Annotated in this window: 21 protein-coding genes; 6 read left to right on the plus strand and 15 right to left on the minus strand. The window is 61.1% G+C overall.

All coding sequences use genetic code 11. The features are described 5' to 3' along the window. Positions 1–202 precede the first annotated feature (202 nt). Positions 203–565, plus strand: coding sequence for an NUDIX hydrolase (locus tag AAEZ09_RS16885; RefSeq protein WP_350600116.1), 363 nt, complete (start codon positions 203–205; stop codon positions 563–565). Positions 566–586: 21 nt separating this feature from the next. On the opposite strand, the gene AAEZ09_RS16890 is transcribed toward AAEZ09_RS16885, so the two are convergent. The 8 genes from AAEZ09_RS16890 to AAEZ09_RS16925 form a co-directional block, all read right to left on the minus strand. Beyond that, the gene (locus AAEZ09_RS16890) at positions 587–1,354 is read right to left on the minus strand and encodes a 1,6-dihydroxycyclohexa-2,4-diene-1-carboxylate dehydrogenase (RefSeq protein ID WP_350600117.1); all 768 of its coding nucleotides are present in this window, start codon (positions 1,352–1,354) and stop codon (positions 587–589) included. Between the two features lie 41 nt (positions 1,355–1,395). Beyond that, positions 1,396–2,409, minus strand: coding sequence for a benzoate 1,2-dioxygenase electron transfer component BenC (gene benC, locus AAEZ09_RS16895; protein ID WP_350600118.1), 1,014 nt, complete (start codon positions 2,407–2,409; stop codon positions 1,396–1,398). Positions 2,410–2,419: 10 nt separating this feature from the next. Next, positions 2,420–2,908 carry a benzoate 1,2-dioxygenase small subunit gene (gene benB, locus AAEZ09_RS16900; RefSeq protein WP_045062847.1) on the minus strand — a complete coding sequence of 163 codons (489 nt, stop codon included), beginning with the start codon at positions 2,906–2,908 and terminating at the stop codon, positions 2,420–2,422. Continuing rightward, positions 2,908–4,269 (minus strand): benzoate 1,2-dioxygenase large subunit, encoded by a 1,362-nt coding sequence (gene benA, locus AAEZ09_RS16905; RefSeq protein WP_045062848.1) that lies wholly within the window; start codon positions 4,267–4,269, stop codon positions 2,908–2,910. Before benA ends, benB begins: the two co-directional genes overlap by 1 nt. Positions 4,270–4,423: 154 nt before the next feature. Then, on the minus strand, positions 4,424–5,383 hold the full coding sequence (locus AAEZ09_RS16910; protein ID WP_045062850.1) for an AraC family transcriptional regulator: 960 nt from the start codon (positions 5,381–5,383) through the stop codon (positions 4,424–4,426). A 271-nt stretch (positions 5,384–5,654) separates the two neighbouring features. Next, on the minus strand, positions 5,655–6,584 hold the full coding sequence (catA, locus tag AAEZ09_RS16915; protein WP_350600120.1) for a catechol 1,2-dioxygenase: 930 nt from the start codon (positions 6,582–6,584) through the stop codon (positions 5,655–5,657). A 51-nt stretch (positions 6,585–6,635) separates the two neighbouring features. Next, on the minus strand, positions 6,636–6,926 hold the full coding sequence (gene catC, locus AAEZ09_RS16920) for a muconolactone Delta-isomerase (protein WP_045062858.1): 291 nt from the start codon (positions 6,924–6,926) through the stop codon (positions 6,636–6,638). A gap of 10 nt (positions 6,927–6,936) precedes the next feature. Further along, complete coding sequence (locus tag AAEZ09_RS16925) at positions 6,937–8,085, minus strand: muconate cycloisomerase family protein (protein WP_177328605.1); 1,149 nt, start codon at positions 8,083–8,085, stop codon at positions 6,937–6,939. Positions 8,086–8,212: 127 nt separating this feature from the next. Here AAEZ09_RS16925 and AAEZ09_RS16930 point away from each other — a divergent pair, with 127 nt between their 5' ends. Further along, entirely contained in the window at positions 8,213–9,118 is a 906-nt protein-coding gene (locus tag AAEZ09_RS16930) for a LysR family transcriptional regulator (protein ID WP_045062861.1), read from the plus strand. A gap of 26 nt (positions 9,119–9,144) precedes the next feature. Here AAEZ09_RS16930 and AAEZ09_RS16935 read toward each other — a convergent pair whose 3' ends face one another. Together AAEZ09_RS16935 and AAEZ09_RS16940 are read right to left on the minus strand one after the other, a co-directional pair. Then, entirely contained in the window at positions 9,145–9,384 is a 240-nt protein-coding gene (locus AAEZ09_RS16935; RefSeq protein WP_045062862.1) for a DUF1652 domain-containing protein, read from the minus strand. A gap of 108 nt (positions 9,385–9,492) precedes the next feature. Further along, positions 9,493–10,392, minus strand: a complete 900-nt coding sequence (locus AAEZ09_RS16940; RefSeq protein ID WP_350600121.1) for a polysaccharide deacetylase family protein — start codon at positions 10,390–10,392, stop codon at positions 9,493–9,495. 566 nt (positions 10,393–10,958) lie between these two features. Between AAEZ09_RS16940 and AAEZ09_RS16945 the strand changes: the two genes are divergently transcribed. Together AAEZ09_RS16945 and AAEZ09_RS16950 are read left to right on the plus strand one after the other, a co-directional pair. Beyond that, on the plus strand, positions 10,959–11,639 hold the full coding sequence (locus AAEZ09_RS16945) for an SOS response-associated peptidase (protein WP_350600123.1): 681 nt from the start codon (positions 10,959–10,961) through the stop codon (positions 11,637–11,639). A gap of 208 nt (positions 11,640–11,847) precedes the next feature. Continuing rightward, positions 11,848–12,120 (plus strand): hypothetical protein, encoded by a 273-nt coding sequence (locus AAEZ09_RS16950; protein ID WP_205893360.1) that lies wholly within the window; start codon positions 11,848–11,850, stop codon positions 12,118–12,120. A gap of 69 nt (positions 12,121–12,189) precedes the next feature. On the opposite strand, the gene AAEZ09_RS16955 is transcribed toward AAEZ09_RS16950, so the two are convergent. From AAEZ09_RS16955 to AAEZ09_RS16965, 3 genes are read right to left on the minus strand one after another with little or no spacing between them, the layout of a single operon-like run. Beyond that, the gene (locus AAEZ09_RS16955) at positions 12,190–12,336 is read right to left on the minus strand and encodes a hypothetical protein (protein WP_177328566.1); all 147 of its coding nucleotides are present in this window, start codon (positions 12,334–12,336) and stop codon (positions 12,190–12,192) included. A 52-nt stretch (positions 12,337–12,388) separates the two neighbouring features. After that, the gene (locus tag AAEZ09_RS16960) at positions 12,389–12,700 is read right to left on the minus strand and encodes an AzlD domain-containing protein (protein WP_205893361.1); all 312 of its coding nucleotides are present in this window, start codon (positions 12,698–12,700) and stop codon (positions 12,389–12,391) included. Further along, positions 12,700–13,401 carry an AzlC family ABC transporter permease gene (locus tag AAEZ09_RS16965; RefSeq protein ID WP_045060423.1) on the minus strand — a complete coding sequence of 234 codons (702 nt, stop codon included), beginning with the start codon at positions 13,399–13,401 and terminating at the stop codon, positions 12,700–12,702. Before AAEZ09_RS16965 ends, AAEZ09_RS16960 begins: the two co-directional genes overlap by 1 nt. A gap of 136 nt (positions 13,402–13,537) precedes the next feature. Here AAEZ09_RS16965 and AAEZ09_RS16970 point away from each other — a divergent pair, with 136 nt between their 5' ends. Then, positions 13,538–13,912 (plus strand): DUF2784 domain-containing protein, encoded by a 375-nt coding sequence (locus AAEZ09_RS16970; protein WP_045060422.1) that lies wholly within the window; start codon positions 13,538–13,540, stop codon positions 13,910–13,912. 2 nt (positions 13,913–13,914) lie between these two features. Here the strand turns inward: AAEZ09_RS16970 and AAEZ09_RS16975 are convergent, their stop codons facing one another. Both AAEZ09_RS16975 and AAEZ09_RS16980 read right to left on the minus strand, forming a co-directional pair. Continuing rightward, a complete protein-coding gene (locus AAEZ09_RS16975; RefSeq protein ID WP_045060421.1) occupies positions 13,915–15,492 on the minus strand; it encodes a GGDEF domain-containing protein in 1,578 nt (525 codons plus the stop codon). Between the two features lie 16 nt (positions 15,493–15,508). Further along, on the minus strand, positions 15,509–16,039 hold the full coding sequence (locus AAEZ09_RS16980) for a DUF3087 domain-containing protein (protein WP_350600125.1): 531 nt from the start codon (positions 16,037–16,039) through the stop codon (positions 15,509–15,511). A gap of 229 nt (positions 16,040–16,268) precedes the next feature. Here AAEZ09_RS16980 and ppnN point away from each other — a divergent pair, with 229 nt between their 5' ends. Next, on the plus strand, positions 16,269–17,642 hold the full coding sequence (ppnN, locus tag AAEZ09_RS16985) for a nucleotide 5'-monophosphate nucleosidase PpnN (protein ID WP_045060419.1): 1,374 nt from the start codon (positions 16,269–16,271) through the stop codon (positions 17,640–17,642). The last annotated feature ends 224 nt before the right edge of the window (positions 17,643–17,866 follow it).

Raw genomic sequence — 17,866 nt, forward strand, 5'->3', positions numbered from 1 at the left:
CAACCTCCGTTGCGCCATCATCTCCAGGATTGACCTCCCTACCTTACACCTGCTCCTGGCGAACGTACTGACCAGACGTCGTGACGACAGCGATTGCACTTTCACCCTCCTCCCAGGCTCCAATCATCTGAAACCCTAGGCTGCACGGTCTGAATATTGCAGTTTCATGACATTATTGTGACAGCCAATATCTGGATAGAGCATGAAAGTACGCGCCACCGTTATCTGCGAGCAGGATCGCCACATACTTCTGGTACGCAAGCATAGATGCCGCTGGACCCTGCCCGGAGGCAAGGTCGAGCGCGGCGAAACCGTTGCGGACGCGGCCAGGCGTGAGCTTCAGGAGGAAACCAGCCTGGGGGTCGACGAGCTTCTGTACCTGATGGCACTGGAATCCGGCGACACCTGTCACCACGTGTACGAAGCGTCGGTGGTGGATTACGAGGTCGCGCGGCCGACCAATGAAATCGTCGACTGCATCTGGCACCCGCTCGATTCGGTGCACAATCTGAGCACCAGCGATGCCACGCTGCGCATCGTCAGGGCGTTCCAGCGTCGGCTCTAGGGTTGCTCATGCCTGGGCCAGTCAGCCCTGGTCGCCGCCACCCACGGGCATGACCATGCCGGTGATGTAGGAGGCGTCGTCGCTGGCCAGAAACAGAATTGCACCTGCCTGCTCATCAAGCGTGCCATAGCGTCTCATCAGGCTGCTATCGAGCGTCTGGTCGACGATCTGCTGGTACCACACCTTCTCTTCGGCACTCTGTTCGGCGCTATTGCGCGGGATGACCCGTGGCGGCGCATCGGTGCCGCCGGGCGCCGTGGCATTGACGCGAACGCCACGCCCGGCCGTTTCGAACGCCAGGCACGCGGTCAGTGCGTTGACCCCGCCTTTCGCCGCACCGTAGGGCACACGGTTGATGCTGCGAGTGGCAATGGAGGAGACGTTGACGATCGCCCCGCTGCCCTGCTCCAGCATGAACGGCAGTGCGGCATGGCAGCACCACAGGGTCGGGAACAGCGAGCGACGCACTTCGGCTTCGATCTGCGACGCTTCGTAGTGCTCGAAAGGCTTGGCCCAGATCGTCCCGCCGACGTTGTTGATCAGGATGTCCAGGCGACCAAAACGTTCAACGGTGGCCTGCATCACGCGCTCGCATTCGCTGTATTGCTCGAGATCGGCGGTCAGCGCGAAGCTGCCCTGGCCCAGTTGCTCTTGCAGCTCGAACACCAGCTCGGAGCGGTCGACCAGGATCAGCCGCGCACCTTCGGCCGCCATGCGTTCGGCGACCCGCCGGCCGATGCCTTGCGCGGCGCCGGTGATCAGGGCGACTTTTTCGTGGAATCTGTTCATGTGTACCTCGATGGCTCAGGTGCAGCAGTTCTTTTACGGGCTCACGCCGCGCTGGCGGCGAATTTCTCGTAGTAGAAATTGGCCGGGGCGATGCCCTGTTCGCGAATGTACTGGCTGACCGCCTCGACCATCGGCGGCGGGCCGCACAGGTAGACGTCTACGTCACCATCGTTCAGATGCCGTGGCTCGATGTGCTGGGTCACGTAGCCCTTGAGCGGGTGCTGGCTGTCAGGGCTGGCCACGCAGGCGCTGAAGCTGAAGTTGGGGATGCGGGCGGCGAAGGCTTCGAGGCGATCGAGTTCCACCAGGTCGAAATCATGGGTCACGCCATAAATCAGGTGCAACGGATGTTCACTGCCCTGCTCGGCGATCTTCTCCAGCATCGCTGTAAATGGCGCCAGCCCGGTGCCGCCGGCCAGCAGCAACAACGGACGACGGATGTCGCGCAGGTAGAAGCTGCCCAATGGCCCGGCCAGGCTCATGCTGTCGCCGGCCTTGGCCATGCCGGTGAGAAAACTGCTCATCAGCCCCCCAGGCACGTTGCGAATCAGGAAGCTCACTTCGCCGTCATGCTGCAGCGAGCTGAAGGAGTAGGCGCGGGTCTGGGTACTGCCCGGGACCCCAAGGTTCACATATTGCCCCGGCAGGAACGCCAGTTTGTTCAGGGCCTCGCCCTTGACCGACAGCGCAATGGTGCTGTCGGACAGCTGGCGCACGGCGCTGATGGTTGCTTCAAAGCTGGCCTGCCGGGTGCGGCAGACATCCGAGGAAGCCGGCACCCGCACCACGCAGTCGCTCTGGGCGCGCATCTGGCAGGTGAGGACAAAACCCTGTTCGGCTTCGTCGGCAGTCAGGGCGTCATCAATGTATTCCTCGCCCAGGTCATAACGACCGGCTTCGGCAAAACACTTGCAGGTACCGCAGGCGCCGTCGCGGCAGTCCAGCGGGATGTTGATGCCCTGGCGGTACGCGGCATCGGCCACGGTTTCACCTGGATTGGCGTCGATGAACCGGGTGACGCCGTCTTCGAAATTGAATGCGATGGAATGAGTCATGGCGACGGCCTCACAAATGGTAGACATCAATGACCTGACGAACATAGTCGTTCTTCAGGATCACTTTCTTGGCCTTGATCAGCGGGTTGTCACCGCGCATGTCCAGGGTGTAGAAACTGCTGCCGAAGTAGCTGTCGACGGTCTTGTAGCGAAAGCTCAGGGTGTGCCAGTTGAAGCGCACCTTGCAGATGCCGTCGGCCTGTTCCAGCAGTTCGATGTTGCTCAGGTTATGCGAGGTGCGGGTGTCCGGCACGCTGGCGCTGGAGCGTTCGGTCTTGATGCGGAACACGCGGTCTTCAAGGCCGGTGCGATTGCCGTACCAGATCAGCGAGATTTCCCGCTGCGGGTCCTCGGTCAGCTCGTCGTTGTCGTCCCAGGACGGCATCCAGAAGGTCGCGTCCGGCGCGTACAGTTCCAGCCATTCATCCCACTGGCGATCGTCGAGGTAGCGCGCTTCGCGGTAGAGGAAATCGCGCACGGATTCGTAGGTAATGGTCATCACACGGTCTCCACGTCGATCAGCTTCGCCTGCTCGGCGGCCAGCGCCTTGAGCATGGTCTGCTGCCAGTACTTGTGCTGCAGCACGAACAGACCTTCGTCTTCGGTGCGCACGCCGCTGAGCAACGGCTGCAGGTCGATTTCCCTGGCTGCCTCATCGGCGCCTTCGACCCAGTGCTCGGCACCGCGGGACATGTCGTTCCAGGCGGTGACGCTGCCCTGGTAACCGGTCTGGCAGGAACGAAACTCTTCGAGATCGTCCGGCGTCGCCATACCGCTGACGTTGAAGAAGTCCTCGTACTGGCGAATGCGGCTGGAGCGCGCGTGATCGCTTTCGCCTTTAGGCGCGATGCAGTAGATGGTGATTTCCGTGCGGTTGACCGAGATCGGCCGGGCAATGCGGATCTGCGAGCTGAACTGGTCCATTAGGTACACGTTGGGGTACAGGCACAGGTTGCGCGAGTTCTCGATCATCCAGTCGGCGCGAGCCTTGCCGAAGTCCTGGGCGAGCTCGTCGCGGCGCTCGTACAGCGGGCGGTCTTCCGGGTTGGCCCAGCGGGTCCAGAGCAGCATGTGCCCCTTGTCGAAGGAATAGAAACCACCGCCCTGCTTGGCCCAGCTGCCGGCGCTCATGGTCGGGTTGGTATCGCCGGCCTCGCGCTGCTTGCGCTGGTTCTGGGTGGCCGCATAGTTCCAGTGCACGGAGCTGACGTGGTAACCGTCGGCACCGTTTTCCGCGGTGAGTTTCCAGTTGCCTTCGTAGATGTAGCTGGAGGAACCGCGCAGCACTTCCAGGCCATCGGCGGATTGATCGACGATCATGTCGATGATCTTGGCCGATTCGCCAAGGTGTTCCACCAGCGGGACTACGTCGGCCTTGAGACTGCCAAACAGGAAGCCGCGATAGGATTCGAAACGGGCGACCCGGGTCAGGTCGTGGGAGCCTTCGCAGTTGAAGCTCGCCGGGTAACCGGCCGCCGCCGGGTCTTTGACCTTGAGCAGCTTGCCGGAATTGTTGAAGGTCCAGCCGTGGAACGGGCAGGTATAGGAGCTCTTGTTGCCGGATTTGTGCCGGCACAGCATCGCGCCGCGGTGACTGCAGGCGTTGATGAAGGCGTTGAGTTCACCGTCCTTGTTGCGCGCGATGAAGATCGACTGGCGCCCCATGGTGGTGGTGTAGAAATCGTTTTTGTTGGGGATCTGGCTTTCGTGGGCGAGGTACAGCCAGTTGCCTTCGAAGATGTGTTCCATCTCGAGGTCGAACAGCCGCGGGTCGGTGAACATCTCGCGTTTGCAGCGATAGATGCCCTGCTCTGGATCGTCTTCAAGCAGGGATTGCAGGTATTCGGGTCGCAGGGTCATGGCCGCCGCCTCCATTGTTTTTATTTCAGGCAGGGCCATGCTAGGACGGGGGGACGGGACGGACTATCCGCTGGGTGCAGACCTGTATCCGTTTAGTGCAGCTCTGTGTGGCCGATGCGTAGGAGCTGCGTAGGAGGCAATGGGGTCTGCGGGCTCAATGCCGGCGCTTGAGGGTGTCCGAGGGCAGTTCGCCGAATTGTTTGCGGTAGCTGTCGGAGAACCGTCCCAGGTGCAGGAAGCCGTAATCCATCGCCACTTCGGTGACGTTGCGCACGATGCAGGTCGGGTCGCTGAGGCAAGCGTTGACTCGTTCCAGGCGCTTCTGGCGGATGTAGTTTTTCGGCGTGGTGCAGGCGTTGCGTTCAAACAGGCCATATAACGAACGCAGGCTCATGCTGGCCTGGCGCGCGAGTTCCTCGCTGTCGATGTCGTGCTTGAGGTTGCGGGCGATGTAATCGGCAATCGCTTCGAACGTCGCAGCCTGCGAACCGAGTTCCAGGCGGCTGACGTTGGTCTTCATCAGGCTGAGCATCTTGCTGACGATGATCTGCGTGTAGTGCTCCTGCACCCGGGGAATCTGCTCGGTGGCCTCGGCCTCCTGGCAAATCATCGCCAGCAGGTTGACGAAACCTTCCAGTTCATTGAGCTGGTAGCGGTTTTCCAAAAACCGTACGCCCTGCCCCGGATAACGCCAGCGCTGCTCGTCGCAGACCGACTCCAGCAACGAGGCAGGGACTTTGAGGATGAATTTTTCGCAATCGTCGGAATAGGTCAGATCCACCGGATCGTCGGGGTTGATCAGCAGCAATTCGCCGGGGGCGAAGTAATGCTCCTGGGCGTGACCACGCCACAGGCAATTGCCGCGCAATAACACTTGCAGGTGATAGATGGTTTCCAGCGCGCCCGAGGTGACGCGAACGCTGCCGCCGTAGCTGATACGGCACAGGTCGAGGCTGGCGAATTTGCGATGATTGAGACTGGCCAGGGGTTGCCCGGCACGGGGCATCAGGATGCAATGGTTGCCAACATGCTGATTGACGTAGCCCGACACGGCGTAGGGGTCGGCATGGTCGAATACCGTGCTGCGCTGACTCAACAGTTGCGCGTGCATCATCGGGTCACTCTCGTTGTTGTTATAGATGTTCTGGTCATTCTAGAGCAGTACCGGCACCGATGTACGAGTTGACCGACACGTGGGAGCGGGCAAATCTTGCAGGAGCCTTATACATCGCCATCGCCGGCAAGCCTGGCTCCTGCAGATTTGTGGCGAGCCAAAATCCCGCGGACACCCGGGCCCCTGTGGGAGCCTGGCTTGCCAGCGATGGCGGCATCACATTCACCATCGCCATCGGGGGCAAGCCGGGCTCCTGCAGGTTGTACGGGGATCAGTCTTCGAGTGCGCGAACCCGCTCCATGCGTTGCTGCTCTTGCGGCTGGGCCGAGGACTGCAAGGTGAAGTCGAAGACGATTTCAGCAAAGCGGCCGCTGACACCGTAGGCCGCAGCGCGGGCCTGGTCTTCGCTGAAGGTGATTTTGGCGATCAGCTCGTCACGGGTGGCGTAGGCGAAGTCATCGTGCAGGTACTCATCGCCGTCCAGGTTGATCTGGGTGGTGAGGTGGCGATGGTCTGCGGCCGAGATGAAGAAATGGATATGCGCCGGGCGCTGGCCGTGACGGCCCAGTTGATCGAGCAGTTGCTGGGTCGGGCCATCCGGTGGGCAGCCGTAGCCTGACGGCACGATGCTGCGGAAGCGATAACGACCCTCGGCGTCGGTCACAATGCGCCGGCGCAGGTTGAATTCCGATTGGCTGCTGTCGAAGTAGGAGTAAGTCCCACCGGTATTGGCCTGCCAGACGTCCACCACCGCACCTGCCAGAGGTTCGCCAGCGGTATTGAGCACCTGGCCCTGCATGAACAGCGGCACGCCCGGATCAATGCCATCGTCGAGTCGAGCCTCGAAGTTGGACAAGGGGGCACCGGCCACGTACAGCGGGCCTTCGATGGTGCGCGGGGTGCCGCCAGCCTTGCCGGCCTGCTCGTCTTCGGCATCCATCAACAGATCCAGATAGTGCTCCAGCCCCAGGCCCGCGACCACCAGCCCGGCCTCCTGGCGCGAACCCAGCACGTTGAGGTAGTTGACGGCTTTCCAGAACTCTTCCGGCGTTACCGCCAGGTCTTCGATGATGTTCACCGAGTCACGCAGGATGCGGTAGATCAGCGCCTTGACCCGGGGGCTGCCAGCATCGTTGGGCAGGCCGCTGGCTTCTTCGAGAAATTGCTGGGCAGCAGCAGTATGGGAAATCTTGACGTTCATGGTGGTTCCTCATCTTGTAATTATTAGCGTAGCGAACTGAACTGGCTGGGCTCAGCGGTCATCCTCGCGAATCGACGAAGGATGCCGGCACATCGCGGTGACTTCGATCGCCATGTACGGGTAGAGCGGCAATTGCATCAGCAGGTCGTGCAGTTCCTGGACACTGTCGACGTCGAACACGCTGTAGTTGGCATACAGCCCGGCAATGCGCCAAATGTGGCGCCACTTGCCCTGGTCTTGCAGGCGCTGGGAGAAGGCCTTTTCGTCGGCCTTGAGTCTGGTGGCCAACTCGGTATTCATGTCGACCGGCAGGTTCACGGTCATCTTTACGTGGAACAGCATGATGCACTCCTCAGACTTGATGAAGAACAGTGGAAGACTTGTCGCGGCGGAAAAACGCCAGGCGCTCTTCGTCCAGTTTCAGGCCCAGGCCCGGGGTGGTCGGTACATGCAACTCGAAATCGCGATACTCCAGCGGTTCGCTGAGGATGTCTTCAGTCAGCAGCAACGGGCCGAACAATTCGGTGTCCCAGGCCAGTTTGTTCAGGGTGATGAACGCCTGGGCCGAGGCCATGGTGCCGATGCCGCCTTCGAGCATGGTGCCGCCGTACAGCGCAATACCTGCCGCTTCAGCGATTGCCGCGGTCTTGAGCACTGCGCGCGGGCCGCCGTTCTTGGCGATCTTCAGGGCGAAGATCGACGCGGCGCCCTCACGGGCCAGGTTGAAGGCGTCTTCCACACATTCGATGGATTCATCGGCCATGATCGGCGCCGGGCTCATGGCGTTCAGGCGCGCCATGCCGGCGCGGTTGTTGCGCGAGATCGGCTGTTCGATCAGGTCGATGCCGTTGGTGCCGAGGATTCGGCAGGCACGGATGGCCACCGCTTCGTCCCAGGCCTGGTTGACGTCCACCCTGACGCTGGCGCGATCACCCAGGGCTTTCTTGATGGCGATCACATGCGCCAGGTCGCGATTGACTTCACCGGCGCCGATTTTCAACTTGAAGATGCGATGGCGGCGCAGGTCGAGCATCTGCTCCGCTTCGGCGATGTCCTTGGCGGTATCGCCACTGGCCAGGGTCCAGGCCACCGGCAGCGCATTGCGCACCCGGCCACCGAGCAATTCGCTGACCGCCAGGCCCAGGCGCTTGCCCTGGGCGTCGAGCAAGGCGGTTTCGATACCTGACTTGGCGAAAGTGTTGCCACGGATGCTGCGCTCCAGGCGCAACATTGCAGCATTCACATTGGCGCTGTCCTGGCCCAGCAGCAGCGGTGCGAAGTGGCGGTCGATGTTGGTCTTGATGCTGTCCGGGCTCTCGTTGCCATACGCCAGGCCACCGATGGTGGTGGCTTCGCCGATGCCTTCGATGCCGTCGGCGCAACGCACGCGAATGATCACCAGCGTCTGGTTCTGCATGGTGTGCATGGCCAGCTTGTGCGGGCGAATGGTCGGCAGATCGACGATGATCGTCTCGATCGATTCAATGGCTGTTGCAAGCATTTCGATACCCGTCAGGTTCTTGGAGTTCTGGACCCGATTCTGGTACGGCTTTTTTCTGGAAGCCAATATAGAATTGGTCTGACTTGATACCTTAAAGGTATGCAGCCGATCAGCTTTTGGAGGTTCCATGGAACTGCGTCACCTGCGCTATTTTCAGGTGCTGGCGAAAACCCTCAACTTCACCCGCGCCGCCGAGCTGCTGCACATCGCGCAACCGCCCCTCAGCCGGCAGATTCAACAGCTGGAGGATGAGCTGGGCGTGATGTTGCTGGAGCGCGGCCGGCCGTTGAAGTTGACCGATGCCGGCCGGTTCTTCCATGAACATTCCAGTGCGCTTCTGGAACAGCTGGGCAAGGTGTGCGACAACACCCGGCGCATAGGCCAGGGGGAAAAGACCTGGCTGGGCATCGGTTTTGCGCCATCGACGCTTTATGGGGTGCTGCCGGAATTGATCCGGCGCTTGCGCAGCGGCGAGCCACTGGAGCTGGAACTTGGGCTGTCGGAATTGACCACGCTCCAGCAGGTCCATGCCCTCAAGGCTGGCAGGATCGATATCGGCTTTGGACGAATCCGCATCGACGACCCGGCCATTATCCAGACCGTGCTCACCGAAGACCGGCTGGTCGCCGCCCTCCCCGCCGGCCACCCACTGCTGGGCGCGCCGATCAGCCTGCGGGAGCTGGCCAGGGAACCGTTCGTACTGTACCCGGGCAATCCGCGGCCAAGTTATGCCGACCATGTGATCGCCCTGTTCGAGTCTTATGGTGTGAGCATCCAGGTGGCGCAATGGACCAATGAGTTGCAGACCGCGATCGGCCTGGTCGGGGCTGGCATCGGCGTCACCCTGGTGCCGGCGTCTGTGCAGTTGTTGCACCGTGACGACATTGGGTTTACGGCACTGCTGGAGGACAACGCGACTTCACCGATCATCCTCAGCCGGCGGGCGGGCGATGTGTCGCCGGGGTTGAAGCACTGCCTGCAGATGATCGATGAGTTGTTGCCGCGCGCGCTGGAATCCACTCAGGACACCTGAGCTGCAGCCTGGGGCAGGAAGCGCGCTCAACCGGCGAACGCGCGGCGCCCGGCGTTCATTTCCGTGCGCAGTTCGGCAATGAGGTTGTTGATGTCGCGGATGGTGGCCAGGTCCGCTGTGGAGACATTGCGGACCAGCAGCACAACCTCGTGGGTATCAGGATCGAATACGGTGATTTCCAGCAATCCCAGGCTCTCCGTGCATTCACAGGACAGAGGCTCGAAACCGGATTCCACAATACTGGAAAGGACTGCAATGGGGACCATGGCTGACGACTCTGGCGGCAGTTAATGGAAAAGATCCCATTGACGATAGATGCACTTCGCCCATTGCGCGCACGCCAAATGTTATCCAGCTCTCACTTTGAGCGTTTTTCAGCGTGAATCCCCAGACCAGATCCAGTTCCACAGGCCCGGCAGTTGCTCCGGCTGCGAACTGTCGCGCACGGTGCGCGCCAGAGCGGCCCGTTGCAGAGCAGCGGTGTCATCATAAAAAGGTTTTTGCGCAACCGGCACCCCTGTCTCCCGGGCGCTGTCGAGGAGAATCTGCAGATACTCGCGCGCATGCCTTGCGGTGTAGCGGTTGAGATCATGAAAGGTCACCACCACGGGAATCACCCCGTCCACCACCGGCAATTGACCTTGCGCGATACGCTCGCGAACTTCGGACATCGAACGCAGCATATGCGATCGCCGCCGCGGGCTGGCGTTAAACCCCCAGATCTTGCCGTCGTTGGCACTGAGGTCCGTCAGCAGCATGTGCAGGCCGTGCCGCTGATAGGCGGCGAAGGTGCGCTTGTCGTAACTCCAGAACGGCGGCCGCAGCAGGACAGGCGCCGCGCCGGTGATCGCGGCGATATCGGCGCTGCCATTGGCGAGCGATTGCTCCAGCGCCTGATCGTCCAGGGATCGATGGTTGCTGTGTCCGGGGGTGGCGGTGTGAAAGCCGATGACATGACCTTCAGCCTGTTCCCGACGCATGACCTCGCGCCCAATCTCACTGCCCCCGGCCCTGGAAGCCCGGGTCTGCACGAAAAACACCGCCTTGATGTGCGGTTGCAGCGGATTTTGCGCGAGGCTGTCGAGAACAGTCAGCGTCGGGTTCCAGAAACTTGAAGCACTGGGGCCGTCGTCGAAGGTCAGTAAAAAGCGGATGGGAGGTTGCGCCGTTAAACGTTGTTCGGTTTGCGGGGTCATTGCTATAGGCGCAGCAATGCAGCCGACCAGCCCGGTGGCTAGAACCAGTGGAGCGAGGAGTTTGTACAGCTGTTTCATGGTTTGCCTTGGCCAGGCGATGCGGTGGATCAGTCTACATTGATGGTGAATGATAAGCCGCCATCGCGAGCAAGCTTTGCTCCCACAGGAGGTCATATGCAGACATATAAGCGCAGCGCGCCGGCTTGACGCCTTGGTCGGCCCGAAGGCCGCCACGGCGAGCTGTAGATTGCAGGCGCCCCGTTAACCACGCTGGCCGAACGGAGGGATTGCGCAGCGGGGAAACCGGCAAGGATGCCGGTTTAGCCGCGCTGGGCCAGGGATGGCCCATCGCGGCGACCCGCGGAGTAATGCCGGAGTGAGGGCACACCGAGCCTGAGCGAGGTGCCGAGTGGTGGGGCAGAAAGCGTTTGGTTACTTTGCGCTGTTCAAAGTGACCCGCCGTAAGGGCGGAACCCTAAGCAGCCGTTACCGCATCAATGGATATGTACACAAAGCAAGATCAAAAGATCGCAGCCTCGTTTCTCTCGACAGCTCCTACAGAAGAACGGTGTAGCGCGCCGTAAGGGCGGAACCAGCTATTACTGCAGCAGCGGATATGTACCCGACCACCGGAGGACCAACCCATGTGCGGACGCCTGACCCAATACCGCGGCATCCACGATTTTGTCGCAGCACTGAGCATCCCCGACGCACTGATCAACCATATCGGCGATGAACCCCTGGCCCGCTACAACGCCGCCCCGACCACCCGTCTTGCCCTGCTCCACCTGGAAAACGACGGCCTGCACGCCGACCTGGTGCGCTGGGGTTGGCGACCGCACTGGGCCAAAGACCGCGCACCACCCATCAACGCCCGAGTGGAAAAGGTCGCCCACGGCCCCTACTTCCGACCCATCTGGCCGCACCGGGCCATCGTACCGGTAGACAACTGGTTCGAATGGGTCGACAGCGGCGACGGTAGCAAACAACCCTGGTTGATCCGCCGCAAGGACCGGGCGCCGGTCTACTGCGCCGCCATTGGGCAGTTTCCCGCAGCGGCCGCCGAACCCACCCCCGAGGACGGCTTTGTCATCCTGACCGCCGACAGCGCCGGCGGCATGCTCGACATCCACGACCGCCGCCCCATCGTGTTATCGCCGGAACTGGCCGAGGAATGGCTCGACCCCTCCACACCCAGGGAACGCGCCGAACAGATGGCATTATTTGAAGGTGAAGCCAGCGAAGTGTTCGAGTGGTTCCGGGTCAGCAAGGCAGTCGGCAATGTGCGCAACCAGGGCCCCGAATTGATCGAACCGCTAGCCTGACAGGAACCGTTAAATCTGCAGGCCCTCGCAACGTTACACATAGTGTTTCACCCATGTAACAGTCCAATGAAATATGGCCATTTGCCGCGCCAACCGCCTGTCTGACAATTTAATTGTCATACATACATTCAGGGGCAGTGCCGCTAGCATGCGCGCCGCATTTCCACGGACGGAAAACCCAGAAACTCCAGCCTTGCAGAGAACCCAGTTGCGCGACGATTCCTACATCCAGCAAGTCAGCAGTGTCGAGTGTGTCCACCTCTCGACTACGGAACGTTATCAACTCGATTGTTTCATCGGGCAATACATCAAGACCCGAGACCTGGCCTCAGTGCCCAATATCGATACCACGCTGCGCGCAACCTTGCAGCGCTACCCGGGCAAGCCGCCGGTGATGGTCAATGAACTGAATGCCTGGATCGACAGGAAGTTGGGCTATCGGGCAACGCACCCCGATTTCTGCGAGCAGGAAGATGTCTGAGCGTCCCTCTGAATCGCGGCAGCGCCTGCACACAAGCTTGCAGGCGCCGCCGCGAGCGAAAGATACGCTTCAAGGTTTCAGCGGACGCTCCTGATCACGGTCCGAGAGTTCTCGACTGTCGTCATGTTTCCAGTCTTGGGTCGAACGCTTTTTCTGCTCTTCTATTTCCTCTTGCGTAGGCTCATCCGGGTCCGGCTGCTTGGGTTCATTCGCCATGTTCGCCTCTCTTCCTGAAGGGATCGTTAATCGGTTTAAGCGTAGAACAGATTCACAGCCACCAACGCAGCACGAAGAACACCGCCATGCTCAACAGCATGCTGAGCAAGGTGCTGCGGGTGTACAGCACAAGCCCCACCGCCACCAATGAACTGAGCAAGTACGGGTTGTCCCATTGCAGGTTCAGTTGTTTGTCCGGCATGAACACAATTGGCCCGCAGATGGCGGTGAGCATGCCCGGTACGGCAAAGCCGAGGAATTGCCGGGCGTTGCTGCTCAGGCGCACCGGCAGGCGCGGCTCCAGAAACACGTAGCGGTTGAGGAACACCAGCGCACCCATCCCGAATATCACCGCCCAGACCATCATGCTGTTTGCCTCAGATAAAGTTTGTTGCACATAAATCCCGCCGTCATACCTGCCAGCCCCGCCAGCACCAGCGCCGAGCCCCACTGCCAGTAGCTGAACAGTACCGAACAGAACAGCGCCACCGCGACGCACACCACCGTGGGCACGTTACGCACCACCGGGGTGATCAGGGCAATGAAGGTTGCGGCAATCGAGAAGTCCAGGCCCAGGTGCTCCAGCCCCGGGATGCTGCTGCCGAGCACGATGCCGGCCAGGGTGAAAAGATTCCAGGCCACGTAGAACGTCAACCCGACGCCAAGGGCGTACCAGCGATTGAACTGCTGCTTGTCATGCTGGCTGGTCAGGGCGAACAGTTCGTCGGTCAGCAAAAAGCCCAGACCCACGCGCCAGCGTCCCGGCAGCGGTGAGATCACCGAGCGCAGGCTCATGCCGTAGAGCAGATGCTGGGAGGTCAGCAGCAGCGTGGTCAGCAGTATCGAGAAAATCCCGGCACCGCCCTTGAGCATGCCGATGGCCACCAGCTGTGCCGCGCCGGCAAACACGATGCTCGACAGGCCCTGGCCTTGCAGGGGCGTGAGGTTGGCTTCGATGGCCATGGAACCGGCCAGCAGGCCCCAGGGCGCAGTCGCCAGGGACAAGGGAAGGATCGCCACGGCGCCGCGCAGGAATGCGCTGCGGGGCATATGAGCGTTGGACATGACGTTCTGCGACCGGAAAAAAGACCTGCAACTTTGCCAGTACTTACCCGCGAAGGCATGCACAATTTCGAGTTATTTGCCGGCCATCGACCGGGTAACATGGTGCGGTCCATCCGGCACACCCAGGGAAGCACACATGCTGTACCGAATCGCCGCCGACGGGCTGGTGCTGTTTCATCTGCTGTTCATTGTGTTCGTGCTGTTCGGCGGGCTGCTGGTGCTCAAATGGCGCCACCTGGCGGTGCTGCACCTGCCTGCGGTCGCGTGGGGTATCTCGGTGGAAGTCTTTCACCTGATGTGCCCGCTGACCGACTGGGAGAACCGCATGCGCGATGCCGCCGGCCAGAGCGGCTACGGCGGTGGTTTTGTCGAGCATTACATCTGGCCGGCAATCTATCCCGCCGGCCTGACCCCGGGCATCCAGGTGGGCCTGGGCGCCGTGGTGCTGGCGCTGAACCTGTGGGTCTACCTGCGGCTGGTCAGGCGTTTGCGGCGAGATGGGCGCCACTGAATCTACTTGTCGATCACGCTCATGTTGCGCCCACTGGCCTTGGCCACGTACAGCGCCCTGTCAGCGGCACGCACCAGGTCGTCGGGCTGCTCATGCGCGGCCGGGTCCCAGGCGCAGACCCCGACGCTGACGGTGACCACCCCTTCGACGCCCTCGCTGTGTTCGATCGCCGCCAGCTGCACCGCCCGACGAATTTTTTCCGCCACCAGGAAGGCGCCCACATAGTCGGTGCCCGGCAGCACCACCGTGAACTCTTCGCCACCGTATCGGGCCGCCAGATCACCTGGGCGCTTGATGTGCGAGTTGATGATCGAGCTGATCTTGCGCAAGGATGCGTCGCCCGCCACGTGGCCGTACAGATCGTTGAAACGCTTGAAATGATCGACATCAATCAACAGCAGCGCGAGGTGAGTCTGGGTGCGCCGGGCGCGGCGCATCTCGGTCAGGATGAACAGATCGAACTGGCGTCGGTTGGACAGGCCGGTCAGGGCATCTTCCAGCGCGAGCAGCTCCAGGCCGCGATTGACCTCGAGCAGTTTTTCCTGGGCGTCGAGCCGCACACTCTGAATGCGATTCTGCTGCTGCATCAGCCGGATCAGCCGGTAACCGAGGGCACCCAGAAGCCCCAGGAACAGGGCCACGATGCCGGCACTGAGCAGCGATGCCTCGCGCCAGCTGGCTAACACTTCGTCCTGATTCAGTGCGGCGAATACAATCAGCGGGTAACCTTCGACCCGGCGAAAGCCCACCACCCGTTCCACGCCATCGACCACCGACCGGACCCTGGCCGTCCCGGCGTTCCCCAACGGCAGCAACTGGGTAAACAGCGGGCCATTGGCCACACTGCTGCCGACTTCCGATTCCTTGAACGGACGGCGCACGACAATCGTGGCGTCATCGGCGATCAGGTTGATCACGCCGTTCTGGCCCATGTCGATGCTGTCATAGAGCGCGAGGAAATGGCTCAGGTGGATGGTCGCCAGCGCCACGCCGGCAAAACTGCCGTCCGGATGATTGACCCGGCGCGACACCGTCATGATCCATTCGCCACTGGAGCGGCTCTTGATCGACGGGCCGATGTGCGGTCCACGATCAGGATGATCGCGGTGGAAGATGAAGTATTCCCGGTCCGAGTTATTGGCGTTGGGCAGGCCGGCGCCGTTGGAGTTGGCGATCCACTGCCCGCTCTGGTCGTAGACAAACAGGCCGTGCAACTGGCTCAGCTCCCGGCGCTGCACCCCAAGCAGGCGTTGCATCCTGGGCAGGCGCGCCGATTCGATGCCTTCGTTTTCCAGGCGCTCGACCAGCGTCAGCAGCAGCGTGTCAGCCTGCTTGATTGACGCCTGTGCCTGCCAGGCCAGGGCCTGCGCAAGGTTGGACATCGCCACTTCCTTGTCGCGCAGGTGGTACTGGCGCGAGTTCCAGACTTCCCAGCCGGCGACGGTGGCCATCGACACGCACACGGCGATCAGGAAAAACACCAGTGAGCGGATTTTCAGCCTGGACACCGCCTGGCTGCCGTTCAACAACATGGCCGGTTGGGTGTTATCGAGTCGATCGTTAATGGACAGCTGTCCCATGTCATTCCCTGACCTCTTATGGTGTCGGCGTCTGCTTGAGGGCGTCGATCCAGGCGGGATCCAGTCGTGTCTGCCCGGTTTCGATACCCAGCGCTTCCATTCGCGCCTTGTGCTGGTCAATCTCGCGGTTCAATTGCCCGTGGTCGCTGGAGTTGCCGTCCAGCTCATGCATCTGGGTCAGCCCCAGATGATAGAAGCGTAGCAACTTCATCGCGTGGGGATCATCGCGATCCACCGCCGCCGTCACCTGATGCATGACATTGGTAATGCTCATCAGGCTGCGCTTTAGCTGCCAGCCATACACGGCGGCCGCCATCCACGGCTGGCTCCAGAACAGCCCGCGCATCAACGCGATCATCAGCAACACCGCCACGAACACCCCGCCGACGTTAAAGCGCATGTTGTCGCCGCCCGGCTCGCCGAATACGGCCACCGCCACGCTCGACAACAGCATCGCCAGCACCAGGAACACCAAGGCGATAATCACCGTGCTGCGCCGCGTCTGTTGTCGATAGGTCTGGGCGTTCATTGGCTGGATTTCAAACATTACGACAGGGTTCCTTGCATCAGGTCATAGATTGAGGGGCAAAAGACTGCGGGGCATTATCGCCTCATCGACAGATTTAGCTATGCTGGAGCTCCTTTTCATCTTTTCATCGTCAAAGGGCAACGTGGCGATACCGCGCAGTTCGTGCCATCTTCTTTCATGGATACACACTATTCGGATGCCATTTACCGGCCCTTCGTGTGAATGACATCGTTTTAAGGATCATTGAATGACCCAACGACATGTAATCAACGCCTCTGTCAGCCCTAAAGGCAGCCTGGAAACCCTTTCCCAACGTGAAGTCCAGCAACTGAGCGAAGCCGGTTCCGGCAGCACTTACACCCTTTTCCGCCAATGCGCCCTGGCCATCCTCAATACCGGCGCGCACGTTGATAACGCCAAGACCATTCTCGAAGCGTACAAGGATTTCGAAATCCGCATTCACCAGCAGGACCGTGGCGTGCGCCTCGAATTACTGAACGCCCCTGCCAACGCGTTCGTCGACGGCGAAATGATCGCCAGCACCCGGGAAATGCTGTTCAGCGCCTTGCGCGATATCGTCTATACCGAAAACGAGCTGGACAGCCAACGCATCGACCTGAGCAATTCCCAGGGCATCAGCGACTACGTCTTCCACCTGCTGCGCAACGCCCGCACCCTGCGTCCCGGCATCGAACCGAAGATCGTGGTGTGCTGGGGTGGCCATTCGATCAACACCGAGGAATACAAGTACACCAAGGAAGTCGGCCATGAACTGGGGCTGCGCAGCCTGGACATCTGCACCGGCTGCGGCCCCGGCGTGATGAAAGGCCCAATGAAGGGTGCGACCATCGCCCACGCCAAGCAACGCATCCATGGTGGCCGCTACCTGGGCCTGACCGAACCGGGAATCATCGCCGCCGAGGCGCCGAACCCGATCGTCAACGAACTGGTGATCCTGCCGGACATCGAAAAACGCCTGGAAGCCTTCGTGCGAGTGGGCCACGGCATCATCATTTTCCCGGGCGGCGCCGGCACGGCCGAAGAGTTCCTGTACCTGCTCGGCATCCTGATGCACCCGGACAACGAAGGCCTGCCCTTCCCGGTGATCCTCACCGGGCCCAAGCATGCAGCGCCTTACCTGGAGCAGCTGGACGCGTTCGTCGGCGCAACACTGGGCGATGCGGCGAAACAGCACTATGAGATCATCATCGACGACCCGGCCGAAGTCGCCAGGCAGATGACCCAGGGCCTCAAGGCGGTCAAGCAATTCCGCCGCGAGCGTAACGATGCGTTCCACTTCAACTGGCTGTTGAAGATCGACGAAAGCCTGCAACGCCCGTTCGATCCGACCCACGAAAACATGGCCAACCTGAACCTGAGCCGCGACCTGCCCGCCCACGAACTGGCCGCCAACCTGCGCCGGGCGTTTTCCGGCATCGTCGCCGGCAACGTCAAGGACAAGGGCATCCGCCTGATCGAGGAACACGGTCCGTATCAGATCCGTGGCGATGCCGCGGTCATGCAGCCGCTGGATCAACTGCTCAAGGCCTTCGTCGCCCAGCACCGGATGAAACTGCCGGGTGGCGCGGCGTATGTGCCGTGTTATCGAGTGGTGGCCTAGCACCAGCATTTGTTTACGGCCGATACCACTGTGGGAGCCAGCCTGCTGGCGATGGCATCTGCACATTCGACATTGATGTGGCAGGGAGATTGCTATCGCGGGCAAGTCGAATCGTCGCACCGCCGCTCACACAGGGTATTGGTGGTGGACGCAGCATTTGTGTCCGGCGCATATCACTGTGGGAGCAAGCCTGCTCGCTATGGCGGTGTACCTGATGCAGCGAT

It is taken from the genome of Pseudomonas sp. 65/3-MNA-CIBAN-0223 (genome assembly GCF_040310425.1).
Classification (GTDB): Bacteria; Pseudomonadota; Gammaproteobacteria; order Pseudomonadales; family Pseudomonadaceae; genus Aquipseudomonas; species Aquipseudomonas gregormendelii.